General features: G+C 67.5%; 16 protein-coding genes and 6 pseudogenes. 8 read left to right on the top strand and 14 right to left on the bottom strand.

Annotated elements, in window-relative coordinates; all coding sequences use genetic code 11:
• Window positions 1-8 precede the first annotated feature (8 nt).
• Entirely contained in the window at window positions 9-521 is a 513-nt protein-coding gene (locus AB5J55_RS00180) for an NUDIX domain-containing protein (protein WP_369268662.1), read from the top strand.
• Window positions 522-1,236: 715 nt separating this feature from the next.
• Here the strand turns inward: AB5J55_RS00180 and AB5J55_RS00175 are convergent.
• From AB5J55_RS00175 to AB5J55_RS00145, 7 genes are all read right to left on the bottom strand, one after another.
• Entirely contained in the window at window positions 1,237-2,337 is a 1,101-nt protein-coding gene (locus tag AB5J55_RS00175; protein WP_369268661.1) for a sensor histidine kinase, read from the bottom strand.
• Window positions 2,334-2,987, bottom strand: a complete 654-nt coding sequence (locus tag AB5J55_RS00170; RefSeq protein ID WP_369268660.1) for a response regulator — start codon at window positions 2,985-2,987, stop codon at window positions 2,334-2,336. The genes AB5J55_RS00175 and AB5J55_RS00170 overlap by 4 nt, the downstream gene beginning before the upstream one ends.
• Before the next feature lie 281 nt (window positions 2,988-3,268).
• Complete coding sequence (locus AB5J55_RS00165) at window positions 3,269-3,928, bottom strand: histidine phosphatase family protein (protein ID WP_369268659.1); 660 nt, start codon at window positions 3,926-3,928, stop codon at window positions 3,269-3,271.
• 789 nt (window positions 3,929-4,717) lie between these two features.
• Window positions 4,718-5,592 (bottom strand): IS5 family transposase gene (locus AB5J55_RS00160; RefSeq protein ID WP_369268658.1). Its coding sequence is split into 2 segments (ribosomal slippage): window positions 4,718-5,245 and window positions 5,248-5,592, totalling 873 coding nucleotides; the frame shifts between segments, so codons are not numbered across the junction.
• 106 nt (window positions 5,593-5,698) lie between these two features.
• Complete coding sequence (locus AB5J55_RS00155) at window positions 5,699-6,469, bottom strand: transposase family protein (RefSeq protein WP_369268656.1); 771 nt, start codon at window positions 6,467-6,469, stop codon at window positions 5,699-5,701.
• Window positions 6,470-6,509: 40 nt separating this feature from the next.
• Window positions 6,510-7,229: a hypothetical protein gene (locus AB5J55_RS00150; RefSeq protein WP_369268657.1), complete on the bottom strand. Its 720-nt coding sequence runs from the start codon at window positions 7,227-7,229 to the stop codon at window positions 6,510-6,512.
• A gap of 120 nt (window positions 7,230-7,349) precedes the next feature.
• The gene (locus AB5J55_RS00145; protein WP_369268656.1) at window positions 7,350-8,120 is read right to left on the bottom strand and encodes a transposase family protein; all 771 of its coding nucleotides are present in this window, start codon (window positions 8,118-8,120) and stop codon (window positions 7,350-7,352) included.
• Window positions 8,121-8,288: 168 nt separating this feature from the next.
• On the opposite strand from AB5J55_RS00145, the gene AB5J55_RS00140 reads away from it, so the two are divergent.
• The 3 genes from AB5J55_RS00140 (at window position 8,289) to AB5J55_RS00130 (ending at window position 10,570) form a co-directional block, all read left to right on the top strand.
• Complete coding sequence (locus AB5J55_RS00140) at window positions 8,289-9,125, top strand: hypothetical protein (protein ID WP_369268655.1); 837 nt, start codon at window positions 8,289-8,291, stop codon at window positions 9,123-9,125.
• Window positions 9,035-10,168, top strand: coding sequence for an IS630 family transposase (locus tag AB5J55_RS00135; RefSeq protein WP_369268654.1), 1,134 nt, complete (start codon window positions 9,035-9,037; stop codon window positions 10,166-10,168). Before AB5J55_RS00140 ends, AB5J55_RS00135 begins: the two co-directional genes overlap by 91 nt.
• Window positions 10,169-10,276: 108 nt before the next feature.
• Complete coding sequence (locus AB5J55_RS00130) at window positions 10,277-10,570, top strand: CU044_2847 family protein (RefSeq protein ID WP_369268653.1); 294 nt, start codon at window positions 10,277-10,279, stop codon at window positions 10,568-10,570.
• A 30-nt stretch (window positions 10,571-10,600) separates the two neighbouring features.
• On the opposite strand, the pseudogene AB5J55_RS00125 reads toward AB5J55_RS00130, so the two are convergent.
• A pseudogene (locus tag AB5J55_RS00125) lies at window positions 10,601-10,819 on the bottom strand (hypothetical protein); the annotation flags it as partial.
• A gap of 52 nt (window positions 10,820-10,871) precedes the next feature.
• Window positions 10,872-11,051: pseudogene (locus AB5J55_RS00120) on the bottom strand (hypothetical protein); the annotation flags it as partial.
• A 57-nt stretch (window positions 11,052-11,108) separates the two neighbouring features.
• Between AB5J55_RS00120 and AB5J55_RS00115 the strand changes: the two are divergent.
• The 3 genes and pseudogenes from AB5J55_RS00115 to istB all read left to right on the top strand — a co-directional run.
• Window positions 11,109-11,773 (top strand): annotated as a pseudogene (locus AB5J55_RS00115) (amidohydrolase family protein); the annotation flags it as partial.
• Between the two features lie 216 nt (window positions 11,774-11,989).
• On the top strand, window positions 11,990-12,259 hold the full coding sequence (locus tag AB5J55_RS00110; protein WP_369268652.1) for a hypothetical protein: 270 nt from the start codon (window positions 11,990-11,992) through the stop codon (window positions 12,257-12,259).
• A pseudogene (gene istB, locus AB5J55_RS00105) lies at window positions 12,256-13,052 on the top strand (IS21-like element helper ATPase IstB). Before AB5J55_RS00110 ends, istB begins: the two are co-directional and overlap by 4 nt.
• Before the next feature lie 12 nt (window positions 13,053-13,064).
• On the opposite strand, the gene AB5J55_RS00100 reads toward istB, so the two are convergent.
• Window positions 13,065-14,006 (bottom strand): hypothetical protein, encoded by a 942-nt coding sequence (locus AB5J55_RS00100; protein WP_369268651.1) that lies wholly within the window; start codon window positions 14,004-14,006, stop codon window positions 13,065-13,067.
• A 46-nt stretch (window positions 14,007-14,052) separates the two neighbouring features.
• The gene (locus tag AB5J55_RS00095; RefSeq protein ID WP_369268650.1) at window positions 14,053-14,754 is read right to left on the bottom strand and encodes a winged helix-turn-helix domain-containing protein; all 702 of its coding nucleotides are present in this window, start codon (window positions 14,752-14,754) and stop codon (window positions 14,053-14,055) included.
• Window positions 14,755-15,828: 1,074 nt separating this feature from the next.
• Here AB5J55_RS00095 and AB5J55_RS00090 point away from each other — a divergent pair.
• Window positions 15,829-16,692 (top strand): TIGR02391 family protein, encoded by an 864-nt coding sequence (locus tag AB5J55_RS00090; protein WP_369268649.1) that lies wholly within the window; start codon window positions 15,829-15,831, stop codon window positions 16,690-16,692.
• A 1,755-nt stretch (window positions 16,693-18,447) separates the two neighbouring features.
• Here AB5J55_RS00090 and AB5J55_RS00085 read toward each other — a convergent pair.
• The 3 genes and pseudogenes from AB5J55_RS00085 to AB5J55_RS00075 form a co-directional block, all read right to left on the bottom strand.
• Window positions 18,448-18,657 carry a hypothetical protein gene (locus AB5J55_RS00085; protein WP_369268648.1) on the bottom strand — a complete coding sequence of 70 codons (210 nt, stop codon included), beginning with the start codon at window positions 18,655-18,657 and terminating at the stop codon, window positions 18,448-18,450.
• Window positions 18,658-18,696: 39 nt separating this feature from the next.
• Window positions 18,697-19,460, bottom strand: a pseudogene (locus AB5J55_RS00080) (IS5 family transposase).
• Window positions 19,461-19,549: 89 nt separating this feature from the next.
• Window positions 19,550-20,270: pseudogene (locus AB5J55_RS00075) on the bottom strand (TIGR03619 family F420-dependent LLM class oxidoreductase); the annotation flags it as partial.
• Window positions 20,271-20,651: the final 381 nt, after the last annotated feature.

Raw genomic sequence — 20,651 nt, 5'->3', positions numbered from 1 at the left:
CTGCCAGGGTGTGCGTCGTGGATGAACTGGTGGAGCGTGTCGACGATCAAGATCGTGTGCTGGGGGTGGTGGTCAGTCGCCGGCAGGCCATCCGGGAGGGTTGGCTGCACCGGGTCGCTGTGACGGTGTGTCATGATGAGCGTGGGCGGATCCTCGTTCACCGGCGGTCGGAGCAGTTGTCGCGCTTCCCTGGGCTGTATGAGGTCGTGGTCGGTGGCGCCGTGGGTGTCGGTGAGTCCTATGAACAGGCCGCTGCGCGGGAGCTGGCTGAGGAGCTGGGCATTCGTGTGCTGCCGCGCTTGCTGTTCACGTTCATCAACCGCAGCGGATTGAGTCCTCACTGGCTCGGCGTGCACGAAGCCGTGGTGCCAGATGCCGTGGTCCCCGATCCCGATGAGGTCGCCTGGCATGGCTGGCTGACGGAGCCGGAGCTGCGGTCGGCCCTGCTGGAGTGGCACTTCACCCCCGACAGCCACGAAGCCTTCACCCGGTATCTCGCGTTCCGGACCGCGCAGTCCTGACCTTGCCGCTTTTTGCTTGCAATAAGCGCGGTAGACGCCAAGAACGATGCGAATCTGACGACAGTTGTCGTGCTCAGCGGTCCAGAAACCCTCTGGTCAGGGTGCCGGGTTGACGACAGCTAGCTCGCTCCGTCTCAGCCTCGGCCTGCCCGAGATCGCCCGCGCATCTGCGCCGACCCGAACAACCACGTACGCATTCTCGGCACCGCAGCCGGCCGCCAGAGCCTCACCTACGGCCCGAAGGAGCGCGCTGCCGTCCTGGCGGATATTGGCGCCTACCTCGCTGGCTTCGTCGCCGAACAGGACCTCTGGCCAGGCGACATCCTGCTGTCCCCGCTCTTCCACTCCTCCACCATGCGTAAGGCTGTCTCATCTCCATTCTGGGAAGATCGCCGCCACGACTGACGAACCCAGGTGGTGGCTGGGCAGAGGGGCTCGGTCTTCGGCCGGCGAGGGGGCGATCGGGAGGTGGGGTCAGTGAGGCGGGGCTGTGCCGTGTTCACCGTATGTGACCGGACGGGCCGGGCAGTGGCAGTGCCTTGATGCTGGCCAGTCCGCAGGGCTTGTGTGCCGGCTGTGCTGATCTGCAGTTGGAGTCGTGGTCAGAGTCAGCCGCTGAGGGTGATCGGCCCGTGGTGCACGAGTGTCTCAACGTAGGGATGGGGGCGGGGAGAAGGTGCGTAGGCCAGTTCCGCGGCAATGTTTCTGGGTTTGTTCACGTTGTGGTTTCTGTCGGGAGGACCACGCAGATTTCATAGCCGCCGTCGCTCGTGGGACCTGAGGTCATGGTGCCGCCGAGGAGCTCGGTGCGCTGGCGAAGGCCGATCAAGCCGTGGTGTGCGCTGGGGAGAGCAAGGGCCGGCCGGGTCGGCGCGGTGTTGGTGATCCGGACGCGGACGCGGCCGTCGGCGGGGCGCAGGTCGATGCGTGCGGTAGCACCAGGGGCGTGTTTGCGTGTGTTGGTCAGGGCTTCTTGGACCGTGCGGTAGATCGCGCGCTGGACGGTGGGCGAAAGATCTTCGGGCAGGTCGGTCTTGAGCTCGGTTTCGATCCCGCAGCCGTCGGCCAGTCTTTGGAGGTCGGTGAGTGCCGGTTGCGGGGTCAGTTCCGTGGGGCGGCCACCTGAGGCGCGCAGGACGGCGACCATGTGGCGCAGCTCGTCGAGTGTCTGCGTACTGAGTCGCCTGATTGTCACGGCGGCCTCCTTGACGTCGGGATCCTTTGTGCTGACCTGGAGTGCTCCGGCACGCACGGCGATCAGACTGACCTGGTGGGAGACGACATCGTGCATTTCCCGCGCGAGCTGGGCGCGTTCCTTGGCCAGGACGGCCTGGGTGGTCAGCAGCTGTTGATGGTCACGCGCCTGCGAGATTTCGGTCAGTCTCAGCGAGAGGTCGCGGCGCGTCTGTACGAGCTGCCCCAGGAACACGGCAGCTGCCGCTGTAGCGGAGGTGTAGCCGAGTGTGATGAGCGTTGAGGGGTCGGTCAGATCGAGGTCCACAGAAGGCAGGAGAGTCGCGTCGCTGAACGCGTAGGCCAGGGCGCACAGGACCAGCAGAGTCCGAGGGCGCCTGAGGGAGGCGAGTGTGTACAGCGCGACCAGGCATGCGAAGACGGCATCGGACAGCAGGACGGCTGGGAGGGTGAGGACGAAGGTGAGCAGCGGTCGCCGCCGGCGCAGCAGCAGGGCCACGGCAGCTGCCAGGCCGCAGGCCGTCCGCCACGGCTCTTCGGCATCCCAGTGAACCCAGACATCGAGGAGGGCCAGACCCACCGCCACGCCGTCCAGGAGCAGCTGAGCCGGGCGGCGGGTCATCCTGTCCTCCTGGTGAGGAGTCCGGCCCGTTGGGCGAAGAGCGCGGCTTGCACCCGGCCGCTGACCTCCAGCTTGGCGAGGATCGCGCTGACGTGATCCTTGACCGTGCCGGTGCTCAGATGCATCCGGGTCGCGATGTCGGCGTTGGACAGGCCCTCGGCGATGAGGACGAGCACCTCACGCTCACGGCCGGTCAGGCGCTTGAGTGCCTGCGGTGGGTGCTCTTGCGTTCCTGCGCTCAGGTAGCCCTCCACCACCACGCGCGTCACCTGGGACGACAGCACTGTGCCGCCGCGGGCCAGGCTCCGTACCGCGAGGGGCAATGCCTCGGGATCGGTGTCCTTGAGAAGGAAACCGGCAGCACCCGAGCGCAGTGCCGTCTCCACGTACTCGTCCATGTCGAATGTGGTCAGCATGGCCACCACTGGGGGCTCCGGCAGTTCGCGAATGTGACCCAGGACGGTGAGCCCGTCCACGTCCGGCATCCGGATGTCCAGCAGAACGATGTCGGGGCGCGTCTCGCGCACAGTCCGCAGAGCCTGCCCGCCGGGCACCGCCCCAACGACCTCGATACCGTCGGCGGCATCAAGGATGCGCTGGAAGCCGGTGCGGATCAGGGCTTCGTCGTCGACCACCAGTACCCGGATCACGTGTGCTCCAGCCGCTATCGGACCACTGTCCGATTCGTACCACGGCGGGGGCGGCTGCGCCGCTGGGGCCGTCCGCTGAGAGGCCCTCGGCCCGTCATGACAGCCCTTGCGGGGGCTGGGCCGCGTGGGTTCAGATCGTCGCCGTGGCTTGCTCGGCATCCTGGCACCTTCGGCGCCGGCGCTGTCCATTGCGCCGAGTTCGTTCCTGCTGCTGCGGTGGCGCCGCTGCCGAGCGCCCCGTCGAAGGGCGTGTGAGTCCGCTGACGGCAAGGGCATGGAGGTCATGGCGGGACGGTGAGGGGCGGATACCGTCCGGTTGCGTGCGTGCGCAGCACTGCGACGGATGCAGAACCGTCGGCCGAGTGCGGTTGCTGCGCGATGGCCATGCGGCCGAGCCGGGCATTCCAGCAGCCGTTGCGCATCGTCAGCGTGATCGCGGGCAGGGGCGGAAGAGCGAGATGCCAGAAGGCGCGGGCAGGTGCGGACAGGACATGTACCAGTGAGGCTCGAATGACGGAAGCCTCGGTGACTGTGAGTATCCGCTCGGTGCCGGCGGGCAGAGAACTCAGCCATGCCGCTGTCCGGCGGCAGAGTCGAGCGACGGACTCGCCCCCGTGGGGTGCGGCGTCGGGGTCGGTCAGCCAGGCCGAGAAGCCGTAGGGGTCTTCGGCCGCGATGTCTTTGCGCGGGCGGCCGTACCAGCTGCCGTAGTCCAGGTCACGCAGAGCAGTCTCGGGCGTGGCTTCGATCGCGAGGGACTCAGCGGCCCGCGCGCAGCGGGCGGAGGGAGCTCGGAGCGCCAGCGAGTACGGTGCAATGGCTTCTTCCGTCGGTGTGTCCTCATGCCGTCCGTGGTCATTGCGGGCCCCGTCCCCGAAGAGCAGGCCATCGCTGCCTTCCGCGGCAGCAGCACACAGCATCGTCACTCGCACAGTCACCATTCGGCCTCCTTCTCCGATCGGGACGGGACCATTGCCGACCTCGTGATGTGATCGAGTGGGGGCCGCGCGATGGCCACGATGTGGCCCACCTGTGCCCTCAGGGAGATCAAGCCGGCGGCGGCATCGGTCACAAGACTTCAGCACCCGTGCCGGCAGAACCATCCGGCGGGTGGCCGGACTGCCCCCGCCGACCGGCCGGCCCTCACCCGTCGACGGTCGGGCCGCTGGCTGTGTGGGCGAGGGCGTCGAGCCGGATCTGCCTGCGCAGTGGGAAATGGTCTACGTGCTCGCCGGTGTTGCGGCCCTCTTGATCTTGAGCAGCTCCTTGAGAGCTGAACTGGGGGCTGCTCACCTAAGTGAGCGAAGTGTCCCGCGGGGTGATCCCGTCGCGGGGTGTCTGAAGGGGTCCTGGCCTGCGGCGAAGTGAGTTGCTCAGGGTTGGGCGGACGCTGCTCAGGTTTGTGGAGCGGCCGGTAGTGGTGGTTGAAGTCGGACGGGATCGAGCGTGGTCCGTGCCTATGACGAGCAGATGGCCGCCCCCGCAACGTCTGCTGACCCGTGCCAAGGGCATCGTTGGCAGGCTCGACGTCAATCCCCTCTCATGCAGCTGCCCGGCTTCGAGCTGGCTCGCGGCCGTGTCGCTGGTCTGCCCGGAAGGCGGTGGGGGAGAGGCGCAGTGTCATGTGCCCGGCAGTCGGCGGCTGGGCGGCGAGTCCCCCCAGCGCGACGTTGATGCTGAACGCCGTAGGCCTGGTCGGGGTGGCCTAGGGTCTGTTGCGAAAGTGCTGGTCACAGCCACTTGTTGAGGACTGCGATCAGCACGGTTGCTTCGTAGCGGACGGCGAGTTTGTCGTACCTCGTGGCTACAGCCCGGTGGCGCTTGAGGCGGTTGATCCCGCACTCGACCGCGTGCCGCTGCTTGTAGTCGTCCTTGTCGAACTTGGGCGGCCGTCCGCCTCGCGATCCGCGCTTGAGCCGGTTGCGGACGCGGTCCGTCGGGACCGGGATCGTGGCCTTGATCCCACGTCTGCGCAGGTAGGCGCGATTGCTGCGGGAGTCGTACGCCTTGTCGGCCCGGACCCGGTCCGGCCGTTTGCGCGGTCTGCCGAGTCCGAGCCGGGGCACCCGGATCGCTTCCAGGACCGGCTCAAACTGAGGCGAATCACCGCGCTGTCCGGCGGTGATCACCACCGACAACGGCTTCTGACCCTGCTCGACGGCGAGGTGGATCTTGCTGGTCAGGCCACCCCGGGAGCGTCCGAGCCCGTGGTCGGCCGGCTCGACGGTGATCCCGCCGGGCGGTTCCTTTTGGAGATCCCCTTTTTCGCCGCCCCGGCCGCGTGCTGGTGGGCCCGGCAGACGGTGGAGTCGACATTCACATCCCAGGCGATCAGGCCCTTGGCATCCGCCTCGGCCTGCAGCTGAGTGACGATCCGGGCCCAAGTGCCATCGCGCTGCCAGCGCCGGAACAGGTCATAGACCCGGTCCCACGGACCGTAGCGTTCCGGCACATCTCGCCAGGGAGCACCGGTCCGGGTCCGCCACCGTATGCCGTCTATCAGCTGCCGCCGCGTCCATACCGGCGGACGGCCCGACTTGGTGCCTTGAGGCAACAGCGGTTCAAGTCGGGCCCACTGGCCGTTCGTCAGATCCCCACGTCCCACAGGACATGATCATCAACGATTAAGATCAACTTTCACAACAGGCCCTAAAGGGTGTTGCACAAGGCCGTGTTTGGGCAGGTCAGGGCGTGTGACTGCGGTCTTCTGGTCATGATGCGAGGGCGAGGTTGTGCATGTGGGCGACGGCTTGGACGGCGTGGTGGAGGCCGTCGCCGTGCTGTCGGCAGTCGCGGAGGATCTTGTGGTTCTTCATGCGTCCGATCACATGCTCCACCCGGGCACGCACCTTGCGGTGGGCGGCGTTGTCCGCTTCCTCGCCTGCCAGCAGGGGCCGGCGCGGGCGTTTGCGGTGCGGCACGACCATCCCACAGTTGAGGTAGGCGCCGTCGCCCAGGACGGTCACGCCCTGGCAGTGCTGGGCCAGGCCGGAAGCGCGCCAGGCGTGGGCGTCTGCCGTGGTGCCCGGTGCCGGTCGGGCCGCTGCGATCACGAGGCGGGTGTCGGCGTCGACGATGACCTGCACGTTCGCGGAGAAGCGGTAGTTGCGGCTGGACGCGCCGACCTTGCGGTCGCGGACCGGGATCAGGGTGCCGTCCACGATCCACAACCGGTCCGCGGCGTCGGCAGGGCGGGAGACGGGTTCCAGTGCGAGCAGCGGACCGAGACGTTGGATCACCCGGCACACGGTGGACGAGGACACTCCGAACAGCGGTCCTAGTTGCCGCATGGTCAGGTTCGTCCGGTAGTACACCGCGACCAGCAGCACCCGCTCCGCCAGCGGCAGGCTCCACGGCCGGCCCTGCATCGTGCCGTTGCCACCGCGCTCCCGCACTGCCTTGAGCAACCGCGAAAACTGCGTCAAGCGCAGCCCCGTGAACGTCTCCACCCACACCCGTTCAGCCCTCAACACCCCAGCCATACAACGGAGATGCCCTGATCACGGCCTTGTGCAACACCCTTTAGAGCAGCAGACCGAGCTCCTCGTGCCCGATCCCCGGCGCACTGAGCGCGAGCCACCCATGCCCGCGCACACGGGTCCCGCCGCCGATCTCTGCGGGGTCGACGGAGAGCGCACCGCAAGCCTCCTCGGCTCCTGCGGTCCCCTCGACATTGGTCCCGTCCCCGTCGAAATCCTCCCCGTCGGTGCCTAGTTCCTCCCAGGGCAAGGGCGCGCCGATCCACTCCGGGTCGCTCTCGGTCGCATACCGCCGACGGATTTTTCCCTGCTCGGCTACCACCCAGACGTCCGACCCGCCAGCGCCGTCCACGAAGAACATCTGGGCCCGGCCGCAGCGTGCACTGAGGCGTTCCACGGTCCCCATCCAGTCGTCCCAGTCCACTCCCACGACGCTGTCGAGATTCCCGAACACGAGTCGCCACCCGTCCAGTTCGGGGGTGATGAACACGGGCATCGCGCCCCGCCGGTGCGGCATGTCCTCCACATCGGCGCCTTCTGCCAGGGTGCAGGGGAAGCGGTCATACAGCCCCAACACCTCGAAGACGCCCTCGTATGCGTCCGCGGGCACCGCGTACCACCAGCCGCGGGGATCTACCGGTGAGGCCTCCTCGTCCGCACCGGCGAGGTCAGCGCGCCGCTCAAGGACTCTCTTGTCGCGAGCGTCGAGCTGGTCCATGAGTCCGGTGGCGAGGAGGGCGCGAAGGCGGGTGCCGTGGATCATGGGGCAAGCCTAGGGCGTGCCGGGCGTCGCGCGGCAGGCGGGACTTTCGCAACACGCCCTAAAGGGTGTTGCACAAGGCCGTGTTTGGGCAGGTCAGGGCGTGTGACTGCGGTCTTCTGGTCATGATGCGAGGGCGAGGTTGTGCATGTGGGCGACGGCTTGGACGGCGTGGTGGAGGCCGTCGCCGTGCTGTCGGCAGTCGCGGAGGATCTTGTGGTTCTTCATGCGTCCGATCACATGCTCCACCCGGGCACGCACCTTGCGGTGGGCGGCGTTGTCCGCTTCCTCGCCTGCCAGCAGGGGCCGGCGCGGGCGTTTGCGGTGCGGCACGACCATCCCACAGTTGAGGTAGGCGCCGTCGCCCAGGACGGTCACGCCCTGGCAGTGCTGGGCCAGGCCGGAAGCGCGCCAGGCGTGGGCGTCTGCCGTGGTGCCCGGTGCCGGTCGGGCCGCTGCGATCACGAGGCGGGTGTCGGCGTCGACGATGACCTGCACGTTCGCGGAGAAGCGGTAGTTGCGGCTGGACGCGCCGACCTTGCGGTCGCGGACCGGGATCAGGGTGCCGTCCACGATCCACAACCGGTCCGCGGCGTCGGCAGGGCGGGAGACGGGTTCCAGTGCGAGCAGCGGACCGAGACGTTGGATCACCCGGCACACGGTGGACGAGGACACTCCGAACAGCGGTCCTAGTTGCCGCATGGTCAGGTTCGTCCGGTAGTACACCGCGACCAGCAGCACCCGCTCCGCCAGCGGCAGGCTCCACGGCCGGCCCTGCATCGTGCCGTTGCCACCGCGCTCCCGCACTGCCTTGAGCAACCGCGAAAACTGCGTCAAGCGCAGCCCCGTGAACGTCTCCACCCACACCCGTTCAGCCCTCAACACCCCAGCCATACAACGGAGATGCCCTGATCACGGCCTTGTGCAACACCCTTTAGTGCCGCATCAGGCAACGTTCGCCCTTAACAGTGCTAGCTTCGCCCACTCGTTGCAGGGGATGTCAGTGGGCGGTGCCATGCTGACGCCGACAACTCCGCTCACGGTGATCAAAGGGGGGGGCCGATGCCTGGTGAACGATCAGGGCCTGACTTGTCCTGGGTCGGCTTCGACTCTGCGTGGTGTGCCACGGACCTGGGTGAATACCGGACCTGCCGCTACACCTACGAGTACTACCCGTACGAGAGTCTGCCACCTCTCGACTCCACCCAGTTCACGGGCGCGTTTCAATGGCTCGGTGGTACCAGCGAACCTGTTCCCGAACAGGTCACGGCGCTCAATCGCTTGGCAGAGGACCTGTCGGCCAGAGGCTTGACGCTGCCGCGGGACTTCGCCACCTTCCAGGCCGACTCGAAGCTGCACCACTCGCTGGACGAGGTCTCGGTGACCTGCTGCTGGACCGATATCTCAGAGCCCTTGCCCAGTCCGGTCGAGCCTGGGGCCTTCCTCGTGCGATTCCTGCGGGATCAACAGGACTGCGTCATCTGGTACCTCTACCTCCGTGCTTCGGGTGAAGCGTTCGTGGTGCACTCCTATCTCGACTACGAATACGAGTACGAGGCCCGGCGCGATGGGGAAGAGACGGAGACCGATCTCGACGATCCGGAGGAGCAAAGGGCCGCAATCCTTTGGTGCGCACCTTCATTCGAGGAGTTCGCCCATCGGTTCTGGATCGAGAACCGTCTCTGGCATGCCCTCAACGGAAATGACCTGTCCGGGCTCGATTTCGAGCCTCACTTGCGTGACTACCTGAGCCCTACGCGCCGCCCGGGATACCCGCATGACCGTGCACTGGACGAGATCATGTGTGGATGGCAGAGCAGGTACGGGCTCGCGGATTCGATGACGGCGAGGGGCGGCGCCTGCTGCGTATCGTCCGCAGGGGCACCGGGTCGGTGGTGACCTGGCGGCGGGCTCAGATGGTGCTGCTGTCCGCGCAGCGCATTACTGTGGCGAAGATCGCCGAGGTGACGTTTACCAGTGAAGACCGGGTCCGGGATGTCATCCACAACTTCAACGCGGACGGCTTCGACTCCCTTTACCCGAAGTACAAGGGAGGCCGGCCCAAGAAGTTCACGCTGCCCGAACGACGTGAGATCAAGAAGATCGCCAAGTCGCAGCCGGCCGAGCACGGTCTGCCGTTTTCGACCTGGAGCCTGGCCAAGCTGGCCGACTTCCTGGTCGCCGCGGGGGTGGTCGACGACATCAGCCACGAGGGCCTGCGGGTCCTGCTCAGTGAGGAGGGCGTGTCCTTTCAACGCATAAAGACCTGGAAAACCTCCCGCGATCCCGACTACGCTGCCAAGAAGGCCCGCGTCGAGCACCTTTACGCGATCGCCGCCGGCGAGGTCATTCCCGAGGACAGCGAACCCGAAGTCGTCTTATGCCTGGATGAGTTCGGCCCGCTCAATCTCCAGCCCCACCCCGGACGTCAATGGGCCGAGCGCGGCGGAAGGCACAGGGACCCCGATCGGGAGCCGAGACGCCGCAGGCGGGCGACCTACACCCGCCCGCACGGGGTCAGGCACCTGCTCGCCGCCTACGACCTGGGCAAGGACAAGCTCTACGGGCACATCAAGCCGAAGAAGAATCGGACGAAGTTCCTGGAGTTCTGCCGGTACCTGCGCAGCCTCTACCCGCCGGAAATCCGCATCGCGATCGTGCTCGACAACTTCTCCCCGCACCTGACCACGAGGAAGGACACCCGAGTCGGCGACTGGGCCGCGGCCAGCAACGTTGAGTTCGCCTACACACCGACCAACAGCTCCTGGCTCAACCGCATCGAGGCCCAGCTCACCGCACTGCGCTGCTTCGCACTGGACGGGACGGACCACGCCAGCCACAAGGAGCAGGGCAGCATGATCCGCCGCTACATCATCTGGCGGAACAAGCATGCCGCCGACGACCACCTCCGTGAGGTGGTAGACAGGGCGAACATTGCCTGATGCGGCACTAGTAGTGGTCAGGGCTGCCGAGTTGCAAGTTCGAGGGAAGCGCAGCCACGACGACGACCCGTAAGTACCCTTCTACCCAGCGTGATTTGGGGGGCGGGAATGGGTAATCAAGTCGTCGCGTGCGGGCTCGTGGACAACATCGTACGCTTTGAGATCGAACAGACCGAGGACTTCCGTCCGGTGTCCACGGCGGCGATCGTGGGCCGGGTTCAAGAGGCCGCCGAACCAGCGGTGGCCGCGGCCAAGGCGGTACTCGAACGGATCGCGGAGGCGCGGCCGGAACAGGTGGAACTGAAGTTCGGCATCAAGGTGAGCGGCACCGCCAACTGGATCGTGGCCAGAGCCGTGCTCCGAGGCAGCCGCGATTTCCAGCGCCACCCGCAGTTCAAGTGAGCTGCCCGCTGTGGTGGCTGCGGGCAGCAGTTCCTCCGCGCGTTTGACGCGGTAGGTGACGGTGTTGCGGGCGATGTGCTGACGGTCGGACGCGGTGCGCAGGCTGCGTTTTCTCGGCGAGGTAGACGCGCAGGGTTTCGCGAAGCTCCCGCAGCCGGGCGCCCTCGGAGGCGAGCGGGCCGAGCACCTCCTGTACGAACCAGCGGGCGTGTTCGGAGTCAGCCGTGACGAGGGCTGCCAGGCGGACATCCCGGTACTCGCAGAGCCAGGAACGCGTACCGTGCGAGGCCATCCGCTGTGCCTGCAGCGCTCCGCGATGGCTGCGGCGCATGCCGTGCGGGCCGGTCGCGGGCGGGCCGAGCGCCGCACGCACCCCTGCCGGGTCGGGCAGAGAGCTTCGCAGGCGCTCGATGCGGTCTTCGGCGAGTTCGCCGGTAACGGCGAACCAGGCCCACACAGTGTTGCCGTGGGCCGGGATCATCAGCGCCTTAGCCTGCCCCAGCTGGTGGTTCTGATCCTGGGTATCTGTTGCGGGCTCGGCACGTCCTCCTCCGAGGCGGTCCTGCGCTGGGCCAAGGACGGACGGCATCCTCAGCCCCGACGTCACCCTCATCCATTCCACGGGACTGACCTCCGAAGCCTGGAAGGCGATGGGGGAGACCGGCACCACCGTGGCGCTCGCCCCCACGTCCGACGCGCAGATCGGACTGGAGACCGCGATCCCCGCCGTCGACGAGGCCCTCGCCGTCGGCATCCGGCCCGGACTGAGCATCGACGTCGAAGTCGCCCTGGCCAGCGACATGTTCACGCAGATGCGAGCCCTGCACGCCATCCAGCGGATGTGCGCCGTCAACGCCGCTACGGCACCGACCAGCAGGCCTCCCGTATCACCACCCACGACGTCCTGGACTTCGCCACCCTCCAGGGCGCCCACACCAACGGTCTCGCCGGCTCACCGGCTCACTCACCCCGGGCAAGAAGGCCGACCTGCTGGTCATCCAGGCCGAGGACCTCAACAACATGCCGCTCAACGACCCGATCGGCACGATCGTGCTGGGCTCCGACGCCCGCAACATCAGCGCCGTCCTCATCAACGGCGAGCCCCGCAAGTGGAACGGCCAGGTCCTCGACATCGACCTGGCCGCCCTGCGCGGCGCGGTGCACGCCTCGCGCGAGTACGTCCTGAACACCACCACCGGCTGAGCCCCTTCAGCTTCAGAGCCCGGCTGGCTCCATTGCATCGCCGGGCTCGGGGAGCAGGGGCGGCGCCCCAAGGCGTAGGCGCCGCAGCGGCCCAGCCCTGCAGAGGTGGTGACGTGTACGCGGGAATTGCACGGCTTCGATGCGAACGGCACCACCCTGGATCTGGCATCACGACCGCGAGGACCGGGTCCGTCAACGCCCGGGCCAGGGTCTGCCATGGGCGCAACCACAGCTCCGCGCCGCGAGACCCCGTCCTGCGCGAGCTGCGACACCCGCACGGGCGCCCTCAGCTGCTGCCCGGCCGGACGCGGCGGAGCCGTCTGCGTCGGCGGGATCTACGGGATCCGTGGCGGTTCCCTGCATGAGTGGAAGCTGAACCATCTTCCGCCGGACACCAGGCCGCTGCCCTCCGTGATCCGCTACGACCAGTTGCTCCGACACCGCCGCACCGGCGGCGGTGACCTGCGAGAGGGAGAAGCGCCATGACCGCTCTGCTCCGCCAGCGGAACCTGACAGAGCAGGCCGCGACCACGGCCATCGACACCGCATGCCGACTGCTGCGGCTGCCGTCGATCCGCAACGAGTTCGCCGAGATCGCCGACCGGGCGGCGAAGGACCAGATGACCTACCGGGGCTTCCTCGCCGAGCTGCTGATGACCGAGTGCGACGACCGGGCCCGACGCCGCTCGGAACGGCGGATCAAGGCCGCCGGGTTCCCCCGGGACAAGTCGCTGAGGATCTTCGACTTCGACGCCAACCCCAACATCGACCCGGCTGTGGTCAACACTCTCGCCAGCTGCGAGTGGATCAAGAAGAGCCAGCCGCTCTGCCTGATCGGCGACTCCGGCACAGGCAAGTCCCACATGCTCATCGCCCTGGGCACCAAGGCCGCAATGCAGGGTTACCGGGTCCGCTACACCCTCGCCACCAAGCTCGTGAACGATCTGGTGGAGGCCGCCGACGAGAAGCAGCTGAGACGATCGCCCGCTACGGCCGTGTCGACCTCCTCTGCATCCATGAGCTCGGCTACATGGAGCTCGACCGCCACGGCGCCGAACTGCTCCTCCAGGTGTTGACCGAGCGCGAGGAGAAGAACAGCGTCGCCATCGCCTCAAACGAGTCGTTCGGTGGCTGGACCAAAACCTTCACCGACCCCCGCCTCTGCGCGGCCATCGTCGACCGCCTGACTTTCAAGGGCACCATCATCGAGACCGGTACCGACTCCTACCGCCTGGCCAGCACCCGGGCGCGGGCCGAAGCCCCCGCCAAGGCCGGCTGACCGTTGCATGGTTCAGCTTGATAGTTCTCCGCCCCAAGGATCGTCAAGCACTGGTTCGGGGATGTTCGCCGTGAGCATTTCGTCGATGCAGCTGCGCAGCCCGGAGCCATGGTGGTCGACGACCCAGGTGAGCCATGGCACCGGCTGGAGCAGGTCGTCGTATTGACGGGTGCCGGGGTCGGTGAGGAGGGCGCGGAGCTCGTCGGGGGCGGGGTCGGTGGCCAGGCACAGCCGGGCCAGGCCGGCGCCGATGCGGACCTCGGGCGGTCGTCCGGGATCCGACCACAGATCCTGGGCCCATTTGGGAGCGTGTCCATCTTGGTGTTCGCGGGCGAGTTGGGCGATCGCCAGGATCAGGCTCACCCGGACTACCGCATCGTCTTCCTTCGCCAGCCTGGATTGCAGAGCAGAGGAGGCGTGTGAAAGCTCGCCGGTCGCCGCCGCCAGGACGTAGGCGGTCACGGGGCGGACCTCGGGTTCGGGGTCGGAGAGAAGCGGGAGCAGAAGGTGCAGGTCGTCCGTGACGGCTTGACGGGCGGCCTGGATCGTCCAGTCCACCGGGCACATCGTGCTGCCCTCGATCATCAACGGCTCCTCGGCGACTTGGAGCATGCCTTCCCGTGATCCGTCCCCCATGTGCTGACACCGGCCGATCTCGGCGATCAAGCGAAGGGTCTGGGCACGGAGTTCGGGGCGCCCGGCCGCCGCGATCCGGAGCAGAAACGGCACCGCCAGTGCTCCCACCGCGATCGTGCCGCCCTGATGATGAAGGTTCGTCCAAAGCTGCTGCAAGGCCCTGTCTGCAGCTTCGGCGTCCCCGGACACGAGCGTGGCGAGCAGGCCGGGGATCTCCTCGCCCGGGCCGTAGAAGTGCCGGAACCGCTGCCAAGGGACCTCGTCATACCTGAACCCGTCCTTGACCTCCCGCGGGATCGCGCCTACGACCGTCCGCACGTCGCAGTCCGTGCCGGTCCATCGTTCCGGCCAGCCAGCCCAAAAGTCATCGTCCACGGCTTGGCCTTCCAGTCCACCGGAGCGATGTCACGAGGACGTGTCGGGGCATCCCGACTTCCAGGGCGTGGGCATCCGCGAGGAGACCGGGCAGGTCGGCGAGCAGCTTCCGGTGGGCGCCCGTGTCGAACAGGGTTCGGGCGGCGGCCAGGCGGGAGTCGAGGAGGCCGGTGCCCGTCGGGGCTGGGGGCTCCACGGGCCGCCGCGAGTCTTCCGCGCAGGGCCACACCTCCTTGACCCACCCGGCGACCGCGTCATCGTCCCGCTCGATTGCCCGGCGGGCCGGAACCTGGCAGGACCAGCCATTGCGTACCAGCAGCTTGCGCACGCCCTGGATGGTGTAGGTCAGGTGGAAGCGCCGCCCGATCACCGTTTTCACACGGCTCAGGGTCCAGCGTTGATCCTCCCAGCCGTGCGCGGCCGGCCCCTTGGCCAGTTCCGCCTCCAGCTGCGTGAACTGCTTCTGGCTCAGCCTCGGCAGCGACGCCGGCCCCTGGGACCTCAGAGCCCGCGGACCGGCCTCCTCCCACGCCTGCCGCCATCGCTGCACCGACCGGACACTGACCCGCAGGTCCTTGGCGATCACCGAGCTCGCCTCACCCCGAGCGAACCTCTCGGCCGCCTGGAGCCGTAACTCCTCGCGGAAATGCTGCCGTTCGGCAGTCAGCCCGCCCCCTTGTGGATACCGCATGCCCCGGTGATACCGCAGCGGAGACAAGACGTCAGCCCCTACGACACTACGAGTTCAATCTCAGTAACCGCCAGGTTCCCGTCCGACAGGTGAGGGACGGGTGGTGTGGCTTGTAACCGAGGGTGGGATTCGTTCTGCACCGGCGCCCGGGCCGGAAGCCCGGCTGGGGGATCGACACATCACGCATTCGCCGCATGTCCGTGCACCGCGGAGCGCACTACGAGGGCCTGGCACGTCGGCGTGGATCCAGGCCCTCGGTGCGCCGGGGAGGGCCCATGCACCATGGCACTGGACGGGCCGGCTGGCCTGCGGCGCGCGTACGCCGTTCCTCCCGGTCACCCGTCTGGTGGAGAGGCACCGACCGCTGGAATGCCCCGTCTCCATCGAGGGCACCTTCTGGCTGCCTGCCCCCCCCGCTGTAGCAGCCGCGTCCTGGTCCGGCGCCCGACCACAGGCCCGACCACGGCAGGCCAGGAGTCGGTGATGTGGTCGACCAGGCTCAGCATCGGTGTCAGCTCCTGAGCGCACCCGCACAGCGTGCACAGCCGCGCCCTCAATTCTCCGCGACGCTCAGCGCGTGCTCCACATCGAGCAGCGGCGCGCCCTGCGGTGCCTCTTCGCAGTCCGGCGCGTGAGTACACGCCGGGCCGGGCCCCTGCCCTCACGCACCTTCCCCAGCACCCAGCCCGGAGACCGGCGCTCCCCGAGGGGACCTCGCGGACCGCCGATGTGGACGACGCCTCCAGCCGCTCGGTGGCAACCTGGTCGTAGTCGACGCCTTCGACCGGCCGCACATGGTCGGGCGCGCGCAACCACCCCCCGGTACTCCGCTGCTTCCACGCCGTCGTCCTCGCGGCCCTGGTACGGCGGCAGCCCTACGAGGCACACCCAGCCCGTCTCGGTCTGCCGCCGCCTTCACAACCGTGCCCCGACCTCCTGTTCAGGGTGTCCCAGCACGGGGTCGGTTGCGTCGTCGGATCGGGGCGTCAAGGCACCTACCGTAAGCAGCTGCCGCGCTGCGCCCTTCTAGGCTCTCGGTGTCAGGCAGACACGAGCCAGAGGAGGAGGTAGGGCGTGGCGACGTACAGCGCTGGCTACTTGAAGCGGCTGCTGGCCGCTGTGGAGCGGTTCGAGGGGCTCTTCGGGCGTTGGACGGAGACCCAGGTCGAGTCGGACCACATCCAGTCTCGCGGGGTGTTCCCTACTGTCCGGGCCAGGGACGGGCAGGATCGGGCGACGATACGCGGGCTTGAGCTGGACGTAGCGGAGGCCGCGGGTGCCGCTGCGCGGGCGGTCACCGTCACCGGGGCGCAGATCGCCGTCGCTGGGATCGGCGTCCTCGATCCGATCGAGAACTGGTCGCTGATGTCGTCCCCGAAGGCGCTCTTCACACCCCAGGAGGTCCGCACCACGGCGGCCAGAGTCCGGGGCCGTCTGAGCACGATGATCGACGAAGCCGAAGCGGCCTCGGAGTCGGCGACGCCGGGGTTTGCCCCCTCAGAACTCCACGAGGTCATATGGACAGCAGCGGCCGCGCACTGGACGACCCACCAATACCGGGTCGCGGTGCGGGAGGCGTCGGAGGCGCTGACCGTGCACTGGAAGGCCTGCCTGGGCCGCAACGACGTGTCCGACACCTCGTTCTGGCAGCAGACCCTCTCCGAGGGGGAGCCGGAGCCCGGCAAGCCCAAACTCGCCTGGCCGGGCCCGGCGGAAGACCAGACAGTCAAGAGCATGCGCGGAGGTCTGGCACCGTTGGCCGGCGCGCTCAACAACCTCGCGACCGGACTGAATCTCACGGTCAGGAACGTCTCGACGCACACCCGCGATGAACTGACCGAACAGGAAGGCATGGAACGGCTCGCCGCCTACAGCTACTTCGCCCGTCTGCTCGATCAGTGCGAGATCCGGCGCGCAGAGAAGCCCGAAGACACATGAGCTGTTTCCGTCGATCGCCGCTTCCCGGGAAGCGGGCTGCGGCCCTCCCGGCTCCGGCTCCTAGGCTCTCGGCATGTGCGGGGCTGCAGGGGAGTGTCAGTTGGACATCGTCACCCTGAGTGTCAGTGGATCGGGCTTCCTGACCTCGTGATCGGCACTGACGGAGGTCCTGTTGATGAGATCGCCTCAGGTCGTGAGCGCGTCTACACAGCGCCCCATGGCGGTTGATACGTGGGCTGCCTGCCCGCTTCGCACGGTCCTGACCAGGAGTGGTCCTGGTGATCGGGGAGGGTGGGGGGCCGTCGGGTTCAATGCCGTGTGGCCATAGCCGTGTCCATAGGGCTTCGAAGCGGTAGTGGGGGAGGCGGCGTCTCCGCGGTCGAGTGCATCTCGCGCAGGTCGTGCTGTGGTGCCGGCCTGCAGCGCTTCGTGGCTGGCTTGGACACACCGCTGCTCTTCGTCGGGCCGCGGCGCCGGCCGGTAAGGGCGTGTGTCCAGGCCGCGCGGGCTGCCGAAGGGCTTCAGCACTCACAGGAGAACTTCGTTGTGGTTGGTGCTGGTGGTACCAGCTGGATCAGCGCGGAGAACCAGCAGCTGGTGCTCCGCGGGAGACGAGGTCTCCTTGTGATGACTCGGGGCAATGATCATGAGTGTCGTTGCTACAGCGATGCTCAAAGGGGCGAAGACGTATGCGAGCGGGCGAGGCTGGACTGTCGACTTGTGCATGATTCGTCCTTCGGCTCACTGGGCGGTGGGCGGTGGCATCCCCTTTTGGGATGCCAGGCAGTACGGGTGAATCTGCCTGTCGGTTCGCCTTGCTGCCAGCCCCACATCTCCCGGCCCGCTGAGAAACCAGACCCAGCGGCGGGTAGGCGGGAGACAGCGGCGTGGCCGAGTGGGCATCGCGTAATTGAGCTCAATGTCGTTACCGTGGCGTGTGCCCTGGTTGGTGATCTCCGCTCGGTGACCTGTGCCGGTCGTGCCCCCGGTTACATGAGGGCGCAGCCAATCTCGACAGACTCCCAAGCCGCGTGTCTGCAGGCGCACGTATCGCTCGCCGAAGGCCGGCTACAGGCCTTCTTGGTCAGCGGTCGTATCGGAGCTTGCGATCGGGCTGGCAGGCCGGCAGATCTTGTCCGTCCCACAAGGCGATCCGGTGGGCGTGCTCGCCCGTACTACTTGGCGCCTGGTTCCGGTGCCTCGTACGCCGCTCCTTGAGGGCGTATGACGGGGCGACGTTGCCGAGGGCCACACTGCCTCCTTGCGATGGACGATGACGCGCCCGGTGCGTCCGCTCGATGCCACGGCATCATTATGTTTGGCCTTGCTGCTTGTCCGTATCGATGAACGGGTACGCCGCTACCGGTCTCGTTCGCGAAGAAGGCTGTGGCCCGCCGGAGGGCCCCACGCCCCCGCAGGCTGTGGTTCTCCTGCCACAGATGGGCCCGCGCCTCGCGCTCGGCTCTGGTCAGGTCGGCCCGCTCGTCGGCGTCGGCCTCGGTCAGCGCACTGCTCGCCAAGTTGGAACATAAGTTCGGGGCCCAGCCCTTGGTCTGGGCCGCCTGTCAGAACACGGGTACTGGGTTGAGGAGCGGTTATTGCCGCGTCTTGGTCGATGACCACACCAGTGGCCCCTCAACCGAATTCCGTGGCCACCTCGGCAACACGTCAGGGATCTGGGCAGGGCGCTGGGCATGTCGGGGGGCGCTGGCGTCAGGCGCCTGGGCGGCTATCACTTGCCTTCGTACGGCGTTTTCATACACCTGCCTCGCGGGCAGTTGTGTAGAGCTCGCGGGACACGTCGAGGAGGTGATGCACGTCCCGCGTCGTGATGCAGAGATCGAGCAGGACCTCATCGATCCCTGCAATCTGTGAGTGCTCCACCAGGTCACTAACGACTTGCTCCATATTGCCCTGGAACGGGAGCCGTCCCTCTCCGGTGAACGGCTTGTCGCTGAGGAGCACGTTGGCCCGCACTATGACCCCTAGGTCGTGTCCGCAATGTCAGGGCAGCCAGAGTCGTAGGCAGGCGATGGTGACCAGGGCCTGGTAGTGGCGGGCGAGTTTGTCGTACCGGGTGGCCAGGGCCTTGTTGTGCTTGAGCTTGTTGAAGCAGCGCTCGACGAGGTTGCGGCGCCGGTAGGCGGCCCGGTCGAGCCGGCAGCGGCCCTCGCCGCGCCGGATGCGGCCGTTGATCTGGTCGATCCGCTCGGGGATCGCGGCTTTGATGCCTCGTCTGCGCAGGTAGGAGCGGATCTTCGTGGACGAGTAGCCCTTGTCGGCAGCAACCTGCTCGGGCCGGGTCCTGGGCCGCCCGGGCCCGGACCGGCCGACACGGATGCGGGCCATGACCTGCTCGAACTGGGTGCAGTCGTTGACGTTCCCGGCGGTAATCGTGAAGGCAAGCGGGCGGCCCTGCCCGTCGCAGGCGAGGTGGATCTTCGTGGTCAGCCCGCCGCGGGACCGGCCGATCGCCTCACCCGGCCAGAGCCCCCTTTTCGGGCCCCGGCCGCGTGCTGGTGAGCCCGCACAGTCGTGGAGTCCACACACACCACCGTCCAGTCGACACTGCCCACGGCGTCGCAATGCTGCTGGACATGGGCCAGCAGCCGGTCCCAGGTGCCGTCGGCCGACCAGCGGCGGAAGCGTTCATAGACCGTCTTCCACGGGCCGTAGCGTTCGGGCAGGTCCCGCCAGGCCGCGCCCGTCGACAGCTTCCACAAGATCCCGTTGACCACCTGACGGCGATCCCGCACCGGACGGCCCATCCGCGGCGGAGCCAGCAACGGCTCGATCACCGCCCACGACTCATCAGTCAGCTCATGACGACGCACCACGAACAGACCAACGCACCAACCACTTTGCGGACACGACCTAGCGGGTTGCTGCGGTGGCGCTCGGCTGCCAGGCCCTGCACGGATTGCCAGGTACGTGCCAGTTGATGTGCATGCATACCTACCGGCATCCAACCGTCGGCACGATCAACGAGACGACGCATAGCCTTGTCACTGCTCGCGGGCAGGTAGATCGGCAGGGGGCGGGTCGGCTTCGGACCGATCTCGGACGGCGCGATCTTGGTTATGGTGCCGTCGTAGGAGACCGGGTCAGCCCCCCCATACTGCCGCGAACACGTCCAGCGTCTCGTCGAGCACCGCACCACGTTGCTCGAACGGTGCGACGGAGCCCGCCGCGTACTCGTCGAGCGACCAGCCGGTGCCGAGACCCGCAATCACCCGCCCGCCTGCGGCGTTGTCCAGCGACGCGAACCAGCGCGCCAGGTGAAACGGCATGTGGTAGGAGGCGACCAGCACACTCGTGCCCAGTCGCGCCCGTCGCGTGACTGCTGCGGCCATCGCCAGGGTCACCAATGGGTCGGCGACGCTGCGGTAGGCATCGGGCCACTCGAGACCAGGCACGTTATAAAGACCCTGCGTCATCGGTGTCGGAAAGAGAGTGCGTTCGAAGACCCAGAGGCTCTCGTATCCCATCTCCTCGGCTTCCCTGGCCACAGTTACGGTGTCGGGCCCGAGATTGAATTGCTTCATCTGAGGAAGCGCCATACCGAGCTTGAGTGGCATCCGGTACTCCTCGGGTGTGCTGGGTTGAGACGGAACACGCATGCGCGAACGTTGATTTCTCGCAGCGAGGCCTGCTCTCCACCTGCCGAACAGGTTGGGTATCTCTGGGTGGGCAGGGGTACGGCGGTCGCCTCCGATGTCGCGGGACGCAAGCGGAGAGTGGGCGACAATCACTACGCGAACACAGACCCGCTCGGATCAGGGCGCGACTCCTCCGATGTGGAGGAGATCATGGCCATGGTTCGGCCCCGGCGAGAGCCGGTTCGCTGGTGGACCTGGGCGGCACCGCAGTGTCTTTGACGCAAGCCAGCAGGGTGCGAGCGCTGACACCGCCGAGAAGGCCCCGGCCAGAAGCCGACAAGCTCCGGGGTGCGGTGCCCG

The sequence above is a fragment of the Streptomyces sp. R11 genome (genome assembly GCF_041051905.1).
Lineage (GTDB): Bacteria > Actinomycetota > Actinomycetes > Streptomycetales > Streptomycetaceae > Streptomyces.
The sequence above is the reverse complement of the archived record's forward strand: the minus strand, read 5'-3'. Positions and strand labels throughout refer to the sequence as shown.